15 protein-coding genes are annotated in these 17,518 nt (G+C 61.8%); 11 read left to right on the plus strand and 4 right to left on the minus strand.

Features of this window, described 5'->3' with window-relative positions:
* Positions 1 to 6: 6 nt before the first annotated feature.
* Complete coding sequence (locus tag GR198_RS31145; protein WP_164070206.1) at positions 7 to 1,821, minus strand: monovalent cation:proton antiporter-2 (CPA2) family protein; 1,815 nt, start codon at positions 1,819 to 1,821, stop codon at positions 7 to 9.
* Positions 1,822 to 1,940: 119 nt separating this feature from the next.
* Here GR198_RS31145 and GR198_RS31150 point away from each other — a divergent pair, with 119 nt between their 5' ends.
* The 6 genes from GR198_RS31150 (at position 1,941) to lpxK (ending at position 7,901) form a co-directional block, all read left to right on the plus strand.
* Positions 1,941 to 3,287, plus strand: a complete 1,347-nt coding sequence (locus tag GR198_RS31150; RefSeq protein WP_164070207.1) for a TldD/PmbA family protein — start codon at positions 1,941 to 1,943, stop codon at positions 3,285 to 3,287.
* 16 nt (positions 3,288 to 3,303) lie between these two features.
* Positions 3,304 to 4,113 carry a 3'(2'),5'-bisphosphate nucleotidase CysQ gene (locus GR198_RS31155; protein ID WP_164070208.1) on the plus strand — a complete coding sequence of 270 codons (810 nt, stop codon included), beginning with the start codon at positions 3,304 to 3,306 and terminating at the stop codon, positions 4,111 to 4,113.
* 61 nt (positions 4,114 to 4,174) lie between these two features.
* Complete coding sequence (locus tag GR198_RS31160) at positions 4,175 to 4,420, plus strand: DUF4170 domain-containing protein (protein WP_029872605.1); 246 nt, start codon at positions 4,175 to 4,177, stop codon at positions 4,418 to 4,420.
* Positions 4,421 to 4,592: 172 nt separating this feature from the next.
* Positions 4,593 to 5,912, plus strand: coding sequence for a lipid IV(A) 3-deoxy-D-manno-octulosonic acid transferase (gene waaA, locus GR198_RS31165; protein ID WP_029872606.1), 1,320 nt, complete (start codon positions 4,593 to 4,595; stop codon positions 5,910 to 5,912).
* A 9-nt stretch (positions 5,913 to 5,921) separates the two neighbouring features.
* The gene (locus GR198_RS31170) at positions 5,922 to 6,644 is read left to right on the plus strand and encodes an HAD family hydrolase (protein ID WP_164070209.1); all 723 of its coding nucleotides are present in this window, start codon (positions 5,922 to 5,924) and stop codon (positions 6,642 to 6,644) included.
* A gap of 183 nt (positions 6,645 to 6,827) precedes the next feature.
* Positions 6,828 to 7,901 carry a tetraacyldisaccharide 4'-kinase gene (gene lpxK / locus GR198_RS31175; RefSeq protein ID WP_164070210.1) on the plus strand — a complete coding sequence of 358 codons (1,074 nt, stop codon included), beginning with the start codon at positions 6,828 to 6,830 and terminating at the stop codon, positions 7,899 to 7,901.
* A 51-nt stretch (positions 7,902 to 7,952) separates the two neighbouring features.
* On the opposite strand, the gene GR198_RS31180 is transcribed toward lpxK, so the two are convergent.
* Complete coding sequence (locus GR198_RS31180; protein WP_164070211.1) at positions 7,953 to 8,837, minus strand: GntR family transcriptional regulator; 885 nt, start codon at positions 8,835 to 8,837, stop codon at positions 7,953 to 7,955.
* 99 nt (positions 8,838 to 8,936) lie between these two features.
* Between GR198_RS31180 and GR198_RS31185 the strand changes: the two genes are divergently transcribed.
* The 3 genes from GR198_RS31185 to GR198_RS31195 all read left to right on the plus strand — a co-directional run bounded on the left by GR198_RS31185 (position 8,937) and on the right by GR198_RS31195 (position 11,752).
* Positions 8,937 to 9,995 (plus strand): ABC transporter permease, encoded by a 1,059-nt coding sequence (locus GR198_RS31185; protein ID WP_204328885.1) that lies wholly within the window; start codon positions 8,937 to 8,939, stop codon positions 9,993 to 9,995.
* The gene (locus GR198_RS31190; RefSeq protein WP_164070212.1) at positions 9,992 to 10,756 is read left to right on the plus strand and encodes an ATP-binding cassette domain-containing protein; all 765 of its coding nucleotides are present in this window, start codon (positions 9,992 to 9,994) and stop codon (positions 10,754 to 10,756) included. Before GR198_RS31185 ends, GR198_RS31190 begins: the two co-directional genes overlap by 4 nt.
* A gap of 78 nt (positions 10,757 to 10,834) precedes the next feature.
* A complete protein-coding gene (locus tag GR198_RS31195; RefSeq protein WP_164070213.1) occupies positions 10,835 to 11,752 on the plus strand; it encodes a sugar ABC transporter substrate-binding protein in 918 nt (305 codons plus the stop codon).
* Between the two features lie 230 nt (positions 11,753 to 11,982).
* Here GR198_RS31195 and GR198_RS31200 read toward each other — a convergent pair whose 3' ends face one another.
* Positions 11,983 to 12,213 carry a DUF2093 domain-containing protein gene (locus tag GR198_RS31200; protein ID WP_003545832.1) on the minus strand — a complete coding sequence of 77 codons (231 nt, stop codon included), beginning with the start codon at positions 12,211 to 12,213 and terminating at the stop codon, positions 11,983 to 11,985.
* Between the two features lie 67 nt (positions 12,214 to 12,280).
* Positions 12,281 to 14,083 (minus strand): DNA mismatch repair endonuclease MutL, encoded by a 1,803-nt coding sequence (gene mutL / locus GR198_RS31205; protein ID WP_164070214.1) that lies wholly within the window; start codon positions 14,081 to 14,083, stop codon positions 12,281 to 12,283.
* Between the two features lie 183 nt (positions 14,084 to 14,266).
* Between mutL and GR198_RS31210 the strand changes: the two genes are divergently transcribed.
* Together GR198_RS31210 and GR198_RS31215 are read left to right on the plus strand one after the other, a co-directional pair.
* Positions 14,267 to 15,988, plus strand: a complete 1,722-nt coding sequence (locus GR198_RS31210) for a response regulator (RefSeq protein ID WP_131601178.1) — start codon at positions 14,267 to 14,269, stop codon at positions 15,986 to 15,988.
* 153 nt (positions 15,989 to 16,141) lie between these two features.
* On the plus strand, positions 16,142 to 17,506 hold the full coding sequence (locus tag GR198_RS31215; protein WP_029872615.1) for a putative bifunctional diguanylate cyclase/phosphodiesterase: 1,365 nt from the start codon (positions 16,142 to 16,144) through the stop codon (positions 17,504 to 17,506).
* The last annotated feature ends 12 nt before the right edge of the window (positions 17,507 to 17,518 follow it).

Consider the following 17,518-nt stretch of genomic DNA (forward strand, 5'->3'; position numbering starts at 1 on the left):
GGGCGATCAGGCATCCGCCGTCGCATCCGCGGTTCCGGCCAGCGGATCGTCCTCGAAGGGATCGGCAGCACGCTTCGGCTTGACCAGCGGTTCGGGGCGGACTGGGTGGGAAAACAGCATGTCGCGCCCGGCCTGCAGCCCTTCGGACACCTGCAGCATCAGGCGCGCCTCGTCGCGCTTGCGGATATCCTCGCCGATTTCGTAGGCGTCGACCTCGGAAACGCCGAGCGCCTCCAGCGTTCGCCGTCCGAAGAGAAGGCCCGATTCCAGCGTTTCGCGCAGCTCGTAATCGACGCCCTTGTTGCGCAGTTCGATCGAATGGATGCGGTCGTAGGAACGCACGTAGAGCCTTGTGTGCGGATAGTCGGCCTGCACCAGTTCCACCACCTTGTCGGTGATTTCCTTCTTCTGCGTGCAGACCAGCACGATCTTCGCCCGGTCGATGCCGGCCGAGCGCAGCACGTCCTTGCGGGCGCCGTCGCCGAAATAGATGCGGAAGCCGAAGGAGGAGGCCTGGCGGATGCGGTCGGCCGAAAAATCGATGACGGTGACGCTGCGCCCGCCGGCAAGCAGGATCTGGGCGGCGATCTGGCCGAAACGCGAGAAGCCGACCATCAGCACGTCGGCGCCGGCTCCCTCGAAATCCTCGTCCAGTTCCTCCTGCTCGTCGCCGTTGAGCAGCCGCTTCGAAAGCGCCGAGCCGATCGGCGTCAGCGCCATGGACAGCGTGACGATTGCGACCAGCAGTGAGGCTGTGCTCGTCGACATCAGCCCGGCCGCACCCGCGGTGGTAAACAGCACGAAGCCGAATTCGCCGCCCTGCGGCAGCAGGAAGGCGATGCGGATCGCATCGTCGTGCGAAGAGCCGGAGATCCGGCAGATCCCGTAGATGACGATCGCCTTGACGGCCATGACGATAGGCACGGCGACGATGACGAAGAGCGCGTTGTCGGCGAGAACCTCGAGCTCCAGCGATAGGCCGACGGCGATGAAGAAGATAGCGAGCAGCACGCCACGGAACGGCTCGATATCCGCCTCCAGCTCGTGCCGGTAGGAGGATTCGGCAAGCATCACGCCGGATAGGAAGGCGCCCATCGCCATCGAAAGCCCGGCAAGCTGCATCAGGCTCGCCGATCCCATGACGACGAAGAGGGCAGCCGCGATCATTGCTTCGCGCGCGCCGGTCCGGGCGATGATCTGGAAGAGCGGCGTCAGCAGATAGCGCCCCATGACGATCATCGCCGCAACGGCGCCGACGGCCACAGCGAAATCCAACAGCGGCGCGTTGCTGCCCTTGTCGCCGCCGTCGAGGATGGTGATCAGCGCCAGCAGCGGCACGATCGCCAGGTCCTGGAACAGCAGCATCGAAAAGGAGCGCTGCCCGTATCGCGTATTGACGTCGCCGTCGCCCTCGAGGATCTGCATGGCGAAGGCGGTCGAAGACAGCGCCAGGCCAAATCCGGCAACGATGCTGCCGCGCCCGTCGAGCACCTGGGAAAACCAGGCAAGCGCGGTCAGCGCCAGTCCCGTCAGCACCACCTGCGCCGTGCCGAGGCCGAAGATATCGCGCCGCATCTGCCAGAGGCGGGTGGGTTTCAGCTCCAGTCCGATGATGAAGAGCAGGAAGACGACGCCGAGTTCGGCGACGGCGAGGATCTGTTCGCCATCGGTGATGCCGTGGAAGACCGGGCCGATGACGATGCCGGCGGCGAGATAGCCGAGCACCGTGCCGAGCCCGAGTTTCTTGAAGATCGGAGCGGCGACCACCGCCCCGCCAAGCAGCAGGATCGTTTCGGAAAAAAAGGCATTGGGCGCTGACATGCTGACAATTTCTTTCGACGGCGGGGAGCAAGCAGGCAGCCCCGATAAAGAATCGGTGACGGCGGCCTTGATGCTTGGGAGAGTGCACAATAAATGGAAGCCGAAGGAAAGGCCAAATCATGTCCTCTGAAATTGATTCCTCGACACTTCTTTCCCGCGCAAGTCAATTGATCGATCTGGCAAGGAAGGCAGGGGCCGATGCCGCCGACGCCGTCGTCGTCCGGTCGCGCTCGCAATCGGTCAGCGTTCGCCTCGGCAAGGTCGAGGGCACGGAATCCTCCGAAAGCGACGATTTTTCCCTGCGCGTCTTCATCGGCCAGCGCGTCGCCAGCGTTTCGGCCAATCCGGGCTTCGATCTTCAGGCGCTGGCCGAACGCGCCGTCGCCATGGCCAAGGTTTCCCCGGAAGACCCCTTTGCCTGCCTGGCGGATGAGGCGAGCCTTTCGAGAAGCTATCCCGACCTGCAATTGCTCGATACCACCGAGGTCTCCTCCGAGATGCTGCGCGAGGCGGGTCTTGCCGCGGAAGCAGCAGCCCTTGCGGTCAAGGGCGTCACCAATTCCTCCGGCGCCGGCGCCTCCGCCGGCATGGGCGGCCTCGTTCTTGCCACCTCGCACGGTTTCGAGGGCAGTTACATGGCCTCGCGTTTCGGCCACTCCGTCAGCGTGATTGCCGGCGAAGGCACCGGCATGGAGCGCGACTATGATTATGACAGCCGCCTTTATTACGCCGAACTAGACGATCCCGCTGAAATCGGCCGTCGCGCCGGCGAACGGGTGATCAAGCGCGTCAATCCGCGCCAGGTACCGACCGGCAAGGACGTCACGGTCATTTTCGACCCGCGTGTCGCCCGTGGCTTCGTCGGCCATATCGCCGGTGCGATCAATGGTGCTTCCGTCGCCCGCAAGTCCAGCTTCCTGCGCGACAAGATGGGTCAGCAGATCCTGAAGTCAGGCCTGTCGATCACCGATGATCCGCTGATCGTGCGCGGCCCTTCCTCGCGGCCCTTCGATGGCGAAGGCGTGTCCGGCGAGCGGCTGGTGATGATCGAGGATGGTGTCCTGAAGCACTGGTTCCTCTCGACCTCGACCGCGCGCGAGTTGGGTCTGGAGACCAACGGCCGCGGCGTGCGTGGCGGCACCGCCGTCTCGCCTTCCTCCACCAACCTTGCCCTGGAACCCGGCGATATCTCGCCGGAGGATCTGATCCGCAGCGTCGGCAACGGTTTTTATGTGACCGAATTGATCGGCCACGGCGTCAACATGATCACCGGCGAATACAGCCGCGGCGCCACCGGCTTCTGGATCGAGAACGGCGAACTCACCTTCCCGGTCTCCGAGGTGACGATCGCCTCGAACCTCAAGGAGATGTTCATGCGCCTGACGCTGGCAAATGACATCGACCGCAAATTTGGCGTCGCCGCCCCCACCTTCGCCATCGAAGGTATGACGCTAGCAGGGCGCTGAGAAACGGATTGACGGGATGAGCGATAAGGAAAAGGCCCGCTGGCAGAGCGATCTCACGCTGATCGCCGATGCCGCGAGAGAGGCGGGCGCCGTCGCTTTCGGCTTCTTCAACCAGTCTCCCGAAGTCTGGTGGAAGAACGAGGACCGTTCTCCCGTCAGCGCCGCCGATTTCGCCGCCAACAAGACGCTCGAGACCATCCTGCGCAAGGCCCGGCCGGATTATGGCTGGCTGTCGGAAGAAACTGATGACGATGCCGACCGTCTCTCGCGCGAGACGCTGTTCATCATCGATCCGATCGACGGGACGCGCGCTTTCCTCGGCGGGCAGAAGGTCTGGTGCGTCAGCGTCGCGGTGGTTCATCGCGGCCGGCCGGTCGCCGGCGTGCTCTATGCCCCGGCGCTCGAGGAGCTCTATGAGGCTGTCGAGGGCGGCGTGGCGCTGAAGAACGGCGTCCCCTTCACCGTCTCGGCCGCCGGCTCGGAAGAGATGAGCCGCCTTGCGATCGGCGAAGACCTGCTGAAGACCTTTCCGCCGGAATTCCAAGACCGGGTGACGCGCGAGAAATACATTCCCTCGCTGGCCTATCGCATCGCCATGGTGGCGGACGGTCGTCTCGAAGGCACCTTCGTCAAGGGCAATTCACATGATTGGGACCTTGCCGCTGCCGATCTGATCCTTGTCTGCGCCGGCGGCCGGCTCGTCGATATCGAAGGTCGGGCGATCGTCTACAATCGCGCGGAAGTCACCCACAAGGTCCTCTGTGCGGCGCCAACGCCTCGCCTCGAGGAATTCCTCACGGCCTTTGCGGGGCGACGAGACAGTTGACGTTTCCGTCAAAATCCCGCAGATGGGTGGCGGAGGAGAATAGGCAGAAAGAGAACAAAAAATGACTGATTCCGGTGACAAAAAGCAGCTTCTGCATCTCGTTTTTGGCGGCGAACTGGAAAGCCTCGATGACGTTCAGTTCCGTGATCTGCAGGGTCTCGATATCGTCGGCATTTTCCCGGATTATGCCACGGCGCTGACGGCCTGGAAGTCGAAGGCGCAGCAGACGGTCGACAATGCGCATATGCGCTACTTCATCGTCCACATGCATCGTTTGCTCGATCCGCAGGAAAAGCTCAAGGGCTGAGCTTGGCAAGTGCCGCCGGCCGGCCGCTCGTCGAGCGGGCTTTGCTGCATCGGGCGCGCCCGTCGATCCGGATTGTTTGACGCATTCTGAACAAATTAATCGGCCATTGCGGCCGCAACGATAATTAGGGAATGGGTTTGATGTCGATCGGTTTTGATCGGAGGCTGGCGCGATGAGTTCCCGGATGGCGCGGTTCGGTCTGAACGCATACCGTCTGGCGGGAACCGTGGCCTCTCCTGTCGTCGGCCTCTATATCACCTACCGCACGGCCAAGGGCAAGGAAGACCGGGCCCGCCGCCTGGAACGCTTCGGTTATCCGAGCGCCAACCGGCCGCAGGGCCCACTCATCTGGTTTCACGCCGCAAGCGTCGGTGAAACCAATGCCGTCATCCCGCTGATCCGCGAAATCCGCCGCCGCGACATCCATGTCATTCTGACGACCGGCACCATCACCTCGGCCAAGCTCGCCGCCGAGCGTCTCGGCCAGGAAGCGATCCATCAATATGTGCCGCTCGACCTGAAGCCCTCCGTCAGCCGCTTCCTCGATTATTGGCAGCCCGATTGCGCCATCATCGCCGAATCCGAGATCTGGCCGGCAACGGTGCTGGAGCTCGGCCGCCGCCGCATTCCGCAGATCCTGATCAATGCCCGCATGTCGGACCGCTCCTTTGCCCGCTGGCGCCGCCGCCCGGCGATCGCCGAAGCCTTGTTCGAGAATCTCGCCCTCGTCATCGCCCAGTCGGATGTCGATGCCGAACGTTTCCGCGATCTGGGCGCCGTCCCTGTCATCACCTCGGGCAATCTGAAGGTCGATACCGACGCGCCGCCGTATGACAGCGCGGTCTTCGCTCGCTACAAGAAGCAGATCGGCGAGCGCAAGACCTGGGCGGCGATCTCGACCTTCGACGGCGAGGAGAATGCCGCCGCCATCGTTCACCGGGCGCTCAGGGAGCGCGACCATCAATTGACCATCATCGTGCCGCGCCATCCCGAGCGCAGCGACGAGATCGAGGCAGCCTTGGTCAAGCAGGGGCTGAAGGTCGCCCGCCGCACCCGCGACGATGTCTTGTCTGCCGATGTCGATATCTTCCTCGGTGATACGATCGGCGAAATGGGCCTCTATCTCCGCCTGACGGAAATCGCCTTCGTCGGCCGTTCGCTCTTTGCCGAAGGCGGCCAGAACCCGCTGGAGCCCGCCATGCTCGGCTGCGCCATTTTATCCGGCGGCCATGTGCAGAATTTCCGCGATGCCTATCAGAAGCTTGCCCGCAGCGGCAGCGCCCGCATGGTGCGCGATACTGAAATGCTGGCCAAGGGCGTGCATTATCTGCTGATCAACGACGACGCCCGCCGCAACATGATCGAGGCCGGCATCACCGCCGTGCACGAGATGCGCGGCGCGCTGACGGCAACGGTAAAGGGGCTGGAACCCTATATCAATCCGCTGACGGTTAAGGCGCGGCTGCTGCCCAAGGCCGTGGCCCAGGCCTGAGGAGCGAAGATGTCGGCAGCGTCCCCTATCAAAGGCATTCTCTTCGACAAGGACGGCACGCTGCTCGACTATGACGAGAGCTGGCTGCCGGTCAACCGCGAGCTTGCCCGTATCGCCGCCAAAGGGGATGAACTTCTCGCCAACCGGCTGCTGTCGGCCTGCGGCATGGATCCGGTTACCGGCCATATCGTTCCCGACAGCCTGCTTGCCGCCGGCAATACCCGCCAGATCGCCGAGGGTCTCGTTGCCGCGGGCTCGATGGTCGATGTCGGCGAGCTGACGATCCGCCTCGACGCCCTCTTTTCCAGCGCCGCCGAATTTTCCGTGCCGGTGACCGACCTCGCCGGCTTCTTCGAGCGGCTGCATCGACGCGGTTTCAAGCTCGGTGTCGCCTCCAGCGACAATGAGCGGTCGATCCGCCAGACGGCGGAACGTTTCGGTTTTGCCCGCTATATCGATTACATCGCCGGCTATGACAGCGGTTTCGGCGTCAAGCCGGAGCCGGGCATGGTGCTCGGCTTCTGCGCTGCGACCGGTCTTTCGCCTGAAGAGGTCGCCATGGTCGGCGACAATAACCACGATCTGCACATGGGTCTGAATGCCGGCACCGGCCTGAGGATCGCGGTACTGACCGGCACCGGTTCGCGGGAGACGCTTGCCGCCGCGGCCGATCATGTGCTCGACGATATCACCGCCATCGAGACCCTGCTGCCGGACCTGCAGCCGGCCTGACGGGTAAGGGCTTGCATTTTTTCAGGTTTTGGCTTCTCAATCCGGTCGGTCGAAAAGCAGGGGACTGGCTGTGGCTAAAGCAATTCCAGCAAAAGTGCACAGCGGTTTTGCCGGGAAAAGCGTGCAGCGACTTTCCCAAGGGATTGCGTGAGAACAAGCCGGACAGGGGAGCGGGACGGCAAGATGATATCTGAAGCGCCACCGTTCTGGTGGAGGAAAGCCGATTGGCGGGCCTGGCTGCTGCTGCCGCTTTCATTTCTCTATGGCCGTATCGCCGGCCACCGCATGGCCCATGCGCGCCGCGCCTCCGTTCCCATCCCGGTTATCTGCGTCGGCAATTTCACCGTCGGCGGCGCCGGCAAGACGCCGACGGCGCTGACGATTGCCCGCGCCGCCAAGGTAAAAGGGCTGAAGCCCGGCTTTCTCAGCAGAGGTTACGGCGGCTCGCTCGATGTGACCACCGTGGTCGACCCCGATCATCACCGGGCGATTGCCGTCGGCGACGAGCCCTTGCTGCTTGCTCAGGAAGCGCTGACGGTGATTTCCCGCCGGCGCGTCGATGGTGCTCAGCGCCTGGTAGCAGAGGGCGCCGATCTCATCATCATGGATGACGGTTTCCAGAGTGCCAGGCTGGCGATCGACTATGCCCTGCTCGTCATCGACGCGACGCGCGGCCTCGGCAACGGCCATATCGTGCCGGGTGGCCCGGTCCGCGCGCCGATCCGCCAGCAGCTGCGTTCTGCGACTGCCCTGCTGAAGGTCGGTGGGGGCAACGCCGCCGACAGGATCGTCCGCATGGCGGCGCGCGCGGCAAAGCCCTATTTCACCGCATCGCTGAAAGTCCGCGGCGACAACACGCTGGCCGGCACCAAGGTGCTTGCCTTTGCCGGCATTGCCGATCCCGCCAAATTCTTCCGCACGGTTGAATCACGAGGCGCCGAGATCGTCGTTGCCAAATCCTTCGGCGATCACGAGCACCTGACCGAGGAGGAGATCGACGACATCCTGACGACCGCCGAGCGTCAAGGTCTCCTGATCGTCACCACCTCCAAAGATTTCGTCCGCCTTTCCGGCCATCACGGCAAGGCGGCGCGGCTCGTCGAAAAGAGCCGGGTGATCGAGGTCGACATGGTCTTCGAGGATCACCTCGCCCCAAGCCTCATCATCGACCGGGCGATCGTCGCCTGCCGCGAGCGGCGGCTGCGGGAGATGAAGGCCGGGGTTAAAGCGATACCAGTAAAGGCTGAACCGCTCTGACAGGCTGCTGCAAAACGCCTCGTTCTGCGCACATCTGTACATGCAACGCTATCACGCGATCGAGTGAAGCAAAGTTTCGCGGGCGGATGTCAGATGCAACCGGCATGCGCGATCGATCAAGGCGATACTGCGGCTTTCGAGGGCTTCGATCAGGGCGAGATGTTCCCGGATGGCGACCTCATTCCGCGCGCGTTCATCACGCTTGTTCCACTGATAGTGATAGTGGAAGACCATGGTTATCACGTCTTGAAAGCTTTCGATAAAGCGGTTTGGCGCGACTGCGGTAATCAGCCGGTGGAAACGGCTGTCCAGCTCCGAGAAATCCTGAAACCGAGCGTCGATATCCGCGAGCAGTTCCAAATGTGCCGCCCGCATAGATTGGATCTGTTTCCAGACGGGCGACCCGTCGGGCAGGGCAGCGAAAAGCCGTGCGGAGCGCATTTCGAACATCTCTCTGATCTCAAACAGTTCGAGTGCGAAACTGGCTGTGAACCCTTTAAAAACCCAGCCTGCATTCTGACGCTTCTCGATCAGCCCATATTTCTGAAATCGATTGAGAAACTCACGGACAATCGTTGTCGCGACGCCGAATTTCCGAGCTAATTCCGTCTCATTGATTTCTGTGCCCGGACAGGCATCACCGCGCAGCATCCATTCCATGAAGCTCGTCTCGACCTGTTCCGAAATTGCCAAGGTCTCTTTCTTCGGATAGCGCTCTTTTTGCCGCGGCTGCTCACGTATGATCCGCTTGTGCGCTTCAGATATGATGATCCCACGTGCGGACATCCCCGCCAGCACCTTCCGCACCGTTGTTCTGCTCACGCCAAGCTGGGTGCGCAGTGCATTTTCGGACGGCAATTCCGCCCCAAGATCGAGAGTCCCAATGATATCGATCATATCATTGAATGCCCGCTTGAAAGTCGTATCCGTTCTCACGGCGCAACTCCAGGTATGATTAGGTATCCATAAAAAACAATTTGACGCACGTGTATCATATGTTTCTTATGTATAAAAAACGGGGGAGGCTAGGGGAATTTGGAAGACTCCGGGATTCTGCCTCAGAATTCGTCCCGGCCTGGTGGTTCGCAAGATGCAAGCTTCCAGCCGAGACAATCCGGCATCACATTCGGGCTGAAGCTATTGAGCCTTGGCCCTCTATTGATCCTGATTATGCTCATCGCCGTCGTCAGTTTGATCACGCCGGCTTTTCTAAAGCCCGTTAACCTGGGGAACATCCTGGCGCAGACAGCAGTGATTGCTGTTGTGGCAATGGGGCAGCAACTCGTAATCCTGACGCGCGGCATCGACCTGTCTGTCGGCTCGAATCTTGCGCTGGCAACAGTCATCGGCGGACTTGTCTATCAGCAGGTTGATTCCTCGATCGTCGTCATTATGGCCATGCTGCTTGCCGGCGCTGCTATCGGTGCGGTCAACGGCCTGGTCTTTGTCTATGGCCGGCTGCCACACCCCTTTATCATTACACTTGCGACCTTGAGTATCTGCCGCGGTCTGGCACTTGCCTTGGCGCCCGGCCACACCACCATGCGCGGCATGCCCGATGCAGTGACCGCGATCGGCGGCGGTACGACGCTTGGTGTGCCCAATTCCTTCTTTGCCGTTGCGATGTTCGGGCTTCTTTTTCTGATCCTGACGAAGTCGATGGTCTTTGGCCGATGGATCTATGCGGTCGGCGGCGCGCCGAATGCCGCCAGAAGCATGGGTATCCCGGTAAAGGGCGTTCTGCTCGCAACCTACATTATTTGCGGCTTTTGTGCAGGTGTCGGCGCGGTGCTGCTCGCAGGACGGACCGCCGCAGCCTCGCCAATCTACGGCAATCTTTTGGAACTCGACACGATTGCTGCGGTGATTATCGGGGGCGCAAGCTTCCTTGGCGGACGAGGCCATCTCGGCCACGCCCTGATCGGCGCCGTGCTGATCGGCGTCATCCGCAACGCCCTTAACCTTCTCGGCGTCGACGTGTTCTTTCAAATGATCGCGATTGGGCTCGTCATCGTCATAGCCGTAGAGGCCGACGTGCTTCGTAACCATCTCGAGGCGCGTGCACGCGTGCTTCAATCGGCGAGCGTACAATGAACCCGGCATCCACCACACCGGCACTTTCGGTTCGAAACGCCGAGAAGCGCTTTGGCGCGATCCATGCCCTGAAAAAAGTAAGCTTTGATGCGTATTCGGGTGAGGTAACCGCTCTCCTGGGTGACAACGGCGCCGGCAAGTCGACGCTCGTCAAATGCATCAGTGGGCTTCATAGTCTCGACGAAGGAGAGATCCTCGTGGATGGTGCGCCTGTTTCGCTCCATTCAACGGCGGCTGCCCGCCGCGCCGGTATTGAAACCGTCTATCAGGATCTGGCGCTTTTCGACAACCTGACCCCCGTACAGAATTTCTATTGCGGACGAGAAATCTCTTTCCCCTCCTGGCTGCCGCGTCCGCTCCGCTTCCTCAACACGGGCGCGATGAAGCGGGAGGCAGCAAGTGTCATCGATCGCCTGAAGGTTAAGCTGCCGAGATTCGACGCGCCGGTCGCGCTGATGTCTGGGGGGCAGCGACAGGCTATCGCGGTCGCGCGCGCCATTGTTTTTGCGCGCAAGCTGGTGGTCCTTGACGAACCAACGGCCGCCCTCGGTCTTCGCGAGTCTCGCCAGGTTCTTGCCCTTATCAATCAGCTCAAAGCCGACGGCAATGCCGTGATCATCATCACGCACAATATGGAGCATGTCGTCGAAATCGCCGATCGGGCGGTTGTGCTACGGCAGGGGCGCAAGGTGGGTGAACTGAAGCCAACGCAAGCGAACAAGCAGGACCTTGTCGCGATGATTGTCGGCGCCGAGGCTTAAGGGAGATCGCTGCTTCTTTGGGGCAGCGGACAAAGAGATCGCTCTAGAGGAGGGCGGTCGAAACATGGGAGGTGTATCATGAAACTGCAATCCCTGCTGGGAGCTCTTGCGCTCCTGGCCGTCGCTGTAGTCCCGTCCTTGGCGCAGGAGCCGGTGAAGCTCGGCTTTATAACCAAATTCCCAGTACCGTTCTTCGCAACAATGGAGAACGCCGCCAAAGATTATGCAAAGAGAAATCCCGGCGTCGAGATTATCTACGGGCAGGGTACGTCGGCAACCGACATCGAGGGCCAGATTGCACAGATCGAGTCCATGGTGACACGAGGCGTGCAGGGTATTGCCCTCACGCCCGTCGATCCCACCGTGTCCACTGCCCTGGACAAGGCGGTGGCGGCCGGTATCAAGGTCGTGCTGATGGATAACAATATTCCGGATTGGAAAGGCAGGACGGCGCTTGCCACGACCGATAACTTCGCCGCGGGCAAAATCGCAGGGGAATATCTCAAAACTGTTCTTCATGCCGGCGATACGCTCGGGATTCTCGAGGGCGTGCCCGGGGTGCCAGCGCTTGATGACCGCGTAAACGGTATGCTTGAAGGGCTGAACGGCCTTGACGTCAAGATCGTCGGGAAAGGCGCAACAAACTGCACCGAGGAGCTCGGGATCAGTGTCGCCGAGGATCTGCTCACGAAGAACCCGGATCTCAAGGCCATTTATGCCGCTTGCGGCCCGCCCGCTGCTGGCGCGGCGCGCGCAATCAAGAACGCTGGCACTGCCAATGACAAGATTGTGCTGGTCGGTTTCGACTTCTGCTGCGGCGAAGAGGAAGCGCTGAAGAGTGGAGTCGAGGATGCGTCGGTGGCGCAGTTCCCCACCAAGATGGCAGAACTCGGTGTGGATGCGCTGGTAAAATCGATTCGCGGAGAGAAGGTTGAGTCTTTGATCGATTCCGGCGCTGCGCTCGTGACGCCTGAGAATATGGCAAAATTCAAGTGAACCGTTGCCCTATGTCGATCGCGTAGGCGGGGAGTCAAACCTCCCCGCTGTCGGGAATGATATCGTCCTGCGGCCCGGAGCCACGTGGGCCAGTCGATACGGACGTTGTCGGATGAGCCTATGATATTTCAAGTCGCCGGGCGACCGGAGCGGATATTCTCCCTGCAGCAGCTCCGGGCTGTAGACCGGAGAACCATCTCAGCCAGAACCTCCGACGCGGATCGCAACATCTAGCGCCGCTGGTTCGGCAGCACGCCGGCGCGTTTGTCGGCATCGATGGCCGAGATCACGTCGGCATAGGGCTCCTGCCGGGCGACGCTCCAGTAGCGCAATTCGTCGAGCGGGATCTGTTTCCCCGTCATCGCGCAGACGACATAGGAGCCGGGCGAGAGAATCTGGAAATCGCCATCGAGATACCGGATCTTCGCCTCGCGGTTTCCGTGCCCTTCGAACAAATTCATGCGCTCCGTTCCCTGCAGTCTGTCATCTGTTTGCCATACTCCCGAAAGGCTTGCTTTTCCAGCTTTTTTAGCTTCTGCCGAAAAGCCGCTCGATATCGCTGAGCTTCAATTCGATATAGGTCGGCCGGCCGTGATTGCACTGGCCGGAGCCGGGCGTCACTTCCATTTCTCTCAGCAGCGCGTTCATTTCCTCCGGCCGCAGCCGCCGTCCGGAGCGCACCGATCCGTGGCAGGCCATGGTTGCCGCTACATATTCGAGCTTGGCCGATAGGCCCGACGCCGTGTCCCACTCGGCGATCTCGTCGGCAAGCTGGCGGATCAGCCCATGCGCATCGACCTCGCCGAGCATCGCCGGCGTCTCGCGCACGGCGATTGCCCCTGGGCCGAAACGCTCGATCGCAAGGCCGAGTTCGGAAAGCTCGGCCGCATGCTGCATCAGTCGGTCGCAATCCTCTTCCGGTATATCGACGATCTCGGGGATGAGCAGCACCTGCGAGGCCAGCCGCTTCGAATGCAGCGCCTTGCGCATCGCCTCGAAGACCAGCCGCTCATGTGCTGCATGCTGATCGACGATGACGAGCCCGTCCTCGGTCTGGGCGACGATGTAGTTTGCGTGAATCTGCGCCCGCGCCGCGCCGAGCGGATATCGCGCGGTCGGTTCAGGGGCGGCCGGCTGCGGCGAAAACTGCGGCTCGGCCCGCGCCGTCGGCATAGAAAGTCCGTCGAAAGACGCCTGTGGCCGCTCGCCGAAACCCGTTGTCGGCTGATAGGGCCGGGAGGGCGACGTCTCGGCCGACCATGGGGTCTGCGGCCGTTGAGCGTGCGGCTGGAAGCCGGGGCGGAAGGAGCGCAGCATGTCGCTCGCCCCGGTCGTCGCCGCCCGGCTGCCGTCGCGCGCCAAGGCCTCACGGATGGCGCCGACGATCAAGCCGCGCACCAGACCAGGGTCGCGGAATCGCACGTCGGATTTTGCCGGATGCACGTTGACGTCGACGAGAGCGGGATCGAGCCTGATCGCCAGCACCGCCACCGGATAACGGCCGGAAGGGATCGTCTCGGCATAGGCGCCGCGGATCGCCGAGAGGATCAGCTTGTCCTGCACCGGCCGGCCGTTGACGAAGGCATATTGATGGGCGGAGTTGCCGCGATTGAAGGTCGGCACGCCGGCAAAGCCGGTGAGCGAGATCTCTTCGCGCATGGCGTCGAGCGCAATGGCGTTGTCGCGGAATTCCTTGCCGAGCACCTGCGCCATGCGCGCCAGATGGTCGTCGCCGGTCGCCGGGAATTCCAGTGTCGTGCGGTCCGAGCCCGACAGCACGAAGCGCACGGCGGGAAAGGCAATCGCCATGCGCTTGACGATTTCGGTGATGGCGCCGGCTTCGGCTTTTTCCGTCTTCAGGAATTTGAGCCGGGCGGGTGTGGCGAAGAACAGGTCGCGCACTTCGACGATCGTCCCGGGATTGGCGGCGGCCGGGCGCAGATGCGCGATCTTGCCGCCGGCAACGGCAATCTCGTGGCCACCGGCACTGTCGCGCCTGCGGCTTGCAATGCTGAGCCTTGCGACCGAGCCGATCGAGGGCAACGCCTCGCCGCGGAAGCCGAGCGTGCGGATATCCTCGAGCGTCTCCGAGATCTTCGAGGTGCAGTGGCGCCTGACCGCCAGTTCCAGATCGGCCGCGTCCATGCCCGAGCCGTTGTCGCTGACGCGCAGCAGCGCCTTGCCGCCGCCTGACGTGGCGATTTCGATGCGCGTCGCGCCCGCGTCGAGCGCGTTTTCTATCAGTTCCTTGGCAGCGCTCGCCGGCCGTTCGATGACTTCGCCGGCGGCGATCTGGTTGATGAGCGTTTCGGAAAGCTGTCTGATGGCCATGGGCTATTTTCGGGGATTCGCGGGCCGGAGGGAAGGGGTTTCGACAGGCTTTCCCGAAACGTGATCCTGGGCTCCCCCAAATTTGGGAATAGGTAATGTTAAGCCGGTTTTAACATAAAAATGGCATTTCTAATCACATACCTCCGGAAGCTGCGAAATCGAACAGATGTGGGACGCAATAGCATGAGTGCCGGCTTCGAAAAGGCGGACACATCATCAGAAATGGATGGGTCTCCCGCCGAGGCCGATCTGCAGACGGCGCTTTTCGATGTGGTGTGCGACAGCCTTTCCGCAGCTTTCATCATCTACGACAAGAACGATCATCTGATCTTCGCAAGCCGCCAGACCCTCGAATTCTTTCCGCTTCCCGCCGAGATGCTGAAGCCGGGCACGCGGCTTCGCGATTTCCTCGGCGCGATGTACGACACCGGCATTCGCCAACAGTATGATGTCAGGCAGGGTGGCTCGCTGAGCCGCGAAGACTGGCTGTCGCAGAAAATCGCATCGCATTGGCGCGAGCGCTTCGACGCCGTCGAGCGCCACGGTGCCGATAGCTGGGTCCGCTTCGTCAAGCGCAGGCTGCCGGGCGGTTACGGCGTCACCATCATCTCCGATATTTCCGAGAACAAGAAGCGCGAAGAGCAGTGGCGCTCCGATCTGGAGCGGGTGCAGCTCACCGAGGACATTCTCGACAATCTACCGTTCCCGCTCTTCGTCAAGGACCGCAACCTTACCTATGTCGCGGTGAATCTCGCCTTCTGCGAGAAATATCAGACAAGCGCCGACGAGGTGCTCGGGCGCAAGAGCGGTGATCTTTTTTCAGAAGAGATCGCCAAGCGCTTCGAGGAAAGCGACCGCCATGTGTTGGAAACCGGCGAGATGTCCGTCTCCCGTCAGCGGCAGATCTCCCGCGACGGCATCGAGCGCGATATCGTCAGCCGCAAGCACCGCATCGGCAAGCCTGGCCGCTATTTCCTGGTGTCGACCATGCAGGATCTGCCGCGCGACGGCGCCGATCTCGACGAGTTCGGCCAAGCGTCTGCGATCACCGCCTCGAGCAACCAAAGCTATCGCCGCGCCTATGTGCCGGTACCAAGCGGCATCGCACGGCGCGAACCGGCGGCGATGGAAGCGATCGTTCCGGAGAATTTCTCCGGCCGCAAGGTCCTCGTCGTCACGGCCGACCTCGCCGCCGAGACCGCCGCGCTGCGGACGCTGACGAAATACGGCTTCGAATCCTGCTCGGTCCGCGGCGAGGATGAAGAGGAGCGGTTCCTGGAAATCGCTACCTCCTCCGGCATCTCGCTCGATCTTCTGATCATCGATAACCAGATGGGCATGCGCTGCCTCGAGCTTGCCGAGCAATACGGCATCCCGGCGCTCGTCATGGACGGTTTCCAGATCGCCAACGAGCTCACCTTCCAGATCGCCCGCCATTTCAATCGCAACAGCCGCAGCGCCGCCGGTTCGGATGCTGATTGGGAAATCACCATTTCCGACGATCCGGTCGGCCTGCAGGTTCTCGTCGCCGAAGACAATGATATCAATCAGATCGTCTTTTCACAGATCCTCGAAGGTCTCGGCTATCGCCACATGCTTGCGGCGACTGGCGACGAGGCCGTGCGCCTCTGGGCCGAGCACCGGCCGCAGATCGTGCTGATGGATATTTCCCTGCCGGGCTTTAACGGCTTCGAGGCCGCGCGCCTCATCCGGCAGATGGAGGAAACCGGCGGTGGCATCCGCACCCCGATCATCGGCGTGCTCACCCAGGCCTTCGAGCGTGACCGCGCCGAATGCGTCAAGTCAGGCATGGACGACGTCATCATGAAACCCGTCAGCCCTGACATGCTGGAGACTGTGTTTCAGAAATATCTAATGAATGAGGCCATGCGGGCCCGAAACTGAAGCATGTCGCGCAAAAGTGTGCAGGCGCCAAAATACCCGTCAACTCCCTAGATTTTGGGGAGGTTCAGGCGGCTATGCCGCTGATTTACTATCGAATTGTTAAGACCTGCCGGTCATTCTTCTGCATGGCTCCGGAGGAAAGCTCGGGTTTGGATGATGAAATCGGCGGACATAGCTTTCTTGACCGTCGGTCAGAATGAGCTTCAGGCGATGGCCTATACCGATCCGCTGACCGGATTGGGCAACCGCAATCGCATGCGGGACAAGGTCTTGCAGATCTCTTCCGAGCGCGCCAGCGATCCGGCCCCCTTCACCATCGGCATCGTCAACCTCGACAGTTTCAAGCCGATCAACGATCTGTTCGGCTCGACAGCCGGCGATGAAATCCTCTGCCAGGTCGCCCATCGGCTCAGGGCCTGCATTCCTGACGGCGCGCTGGTCACCCGCCACGATGGCGACGAATTCGCCTTCGTGCTGCCGTTGATCTTCGAACGGGCGAGTGCCGAGAAATTCGGCCAGATGATCCGAGAGGTGCTGTCGGCGCCCTATGACCTCGGCGACCGCAACGTCCGTCTCTCCGCCTCCCTCGGCTTTTCCATCTATCCCTTCGCTGGAGAGGATTGCGAGGAACTGCTGAAGAGCGCCGAAACCGCCCTATACCGTTCCAAGCGCCGCGGCCGCGGCCAGATCACCGTCTATTCGCGCGAGATCGCCCAGGAGATGAAGCGAGCGACGCAGCTGGAGCAGGCGCTCAGAAACGCCATCATTTCCGACGCGATCGACGTGCATTTCCAGCCGATCGTCTCGCTGTCCAACAATCAGGTCGTCGGCTTCGAGGCGCTCGCCCGCTGGAACGATCCCGATCTCGGCTTCGTATCGCCCGGCGTCTTCGTGCCGCTCGCCGAGGAGCGCGGCTTCATCGACGCACTGTCGGAGGCGCTGTTGCGGAAAGCCGCCGAGGCAGCGCTTTCCTGGCCGCGCGAACTCTTCCTGTCGTTCAATCTTTCCTCGGCCCAGCTGATGGATCCGGGCACGAGCAGCAGCGTCCTGTCGATCCTTGGCCGCGTCGGCTTCGATCCGCATCGCCTGGAACTGGAAATCACCGAGACGGCGGTGATGAGTTCGGCCGATACCGCTCACCGCATCATCGCCGATCTGCGCGCCGCCGGTGTGCGCATCTCGCTCGACGATTTCGGCACCGGTCAGTCGAGCCTCGGGCGCCTGCGCGACTTCATCTTCGACAAGATCAAGATCGACCGCGCCTTCGTCTCGCGCATCAATTCCGATCGCGCCTCCGAACACATCATCAAGGCGATCCTTACCATGTGCGAGGGCTTGGAGCTGGAAGTCGTGGCGGAAGGCATCGAAGATTATGCCGAGGCAGTGAAGTTGCGCACGCTCGGCTGCGGCATGGGCCAGGGCTATCACTTCGGCCGTCCGGCCGACGGCATTGCCACGCTGCGCTTCCTGCACGAGAATTATTACGATCCGACCATGGCGGAGCGTGCCAGCGCATAAAACGATGGCGCC

The sequence above is a fragment of the Rhizobium leguminosarum genome, from assembly GCF_010668065.1.
In the GTDB taxonomy this organism is placed as follows: Bacteria; Pseudomonadota; Alphaproteobacteria; order Rhizobiales; family Rhizobiaceae; genus Rhizobium; species Rhizobium leguminosarum_S.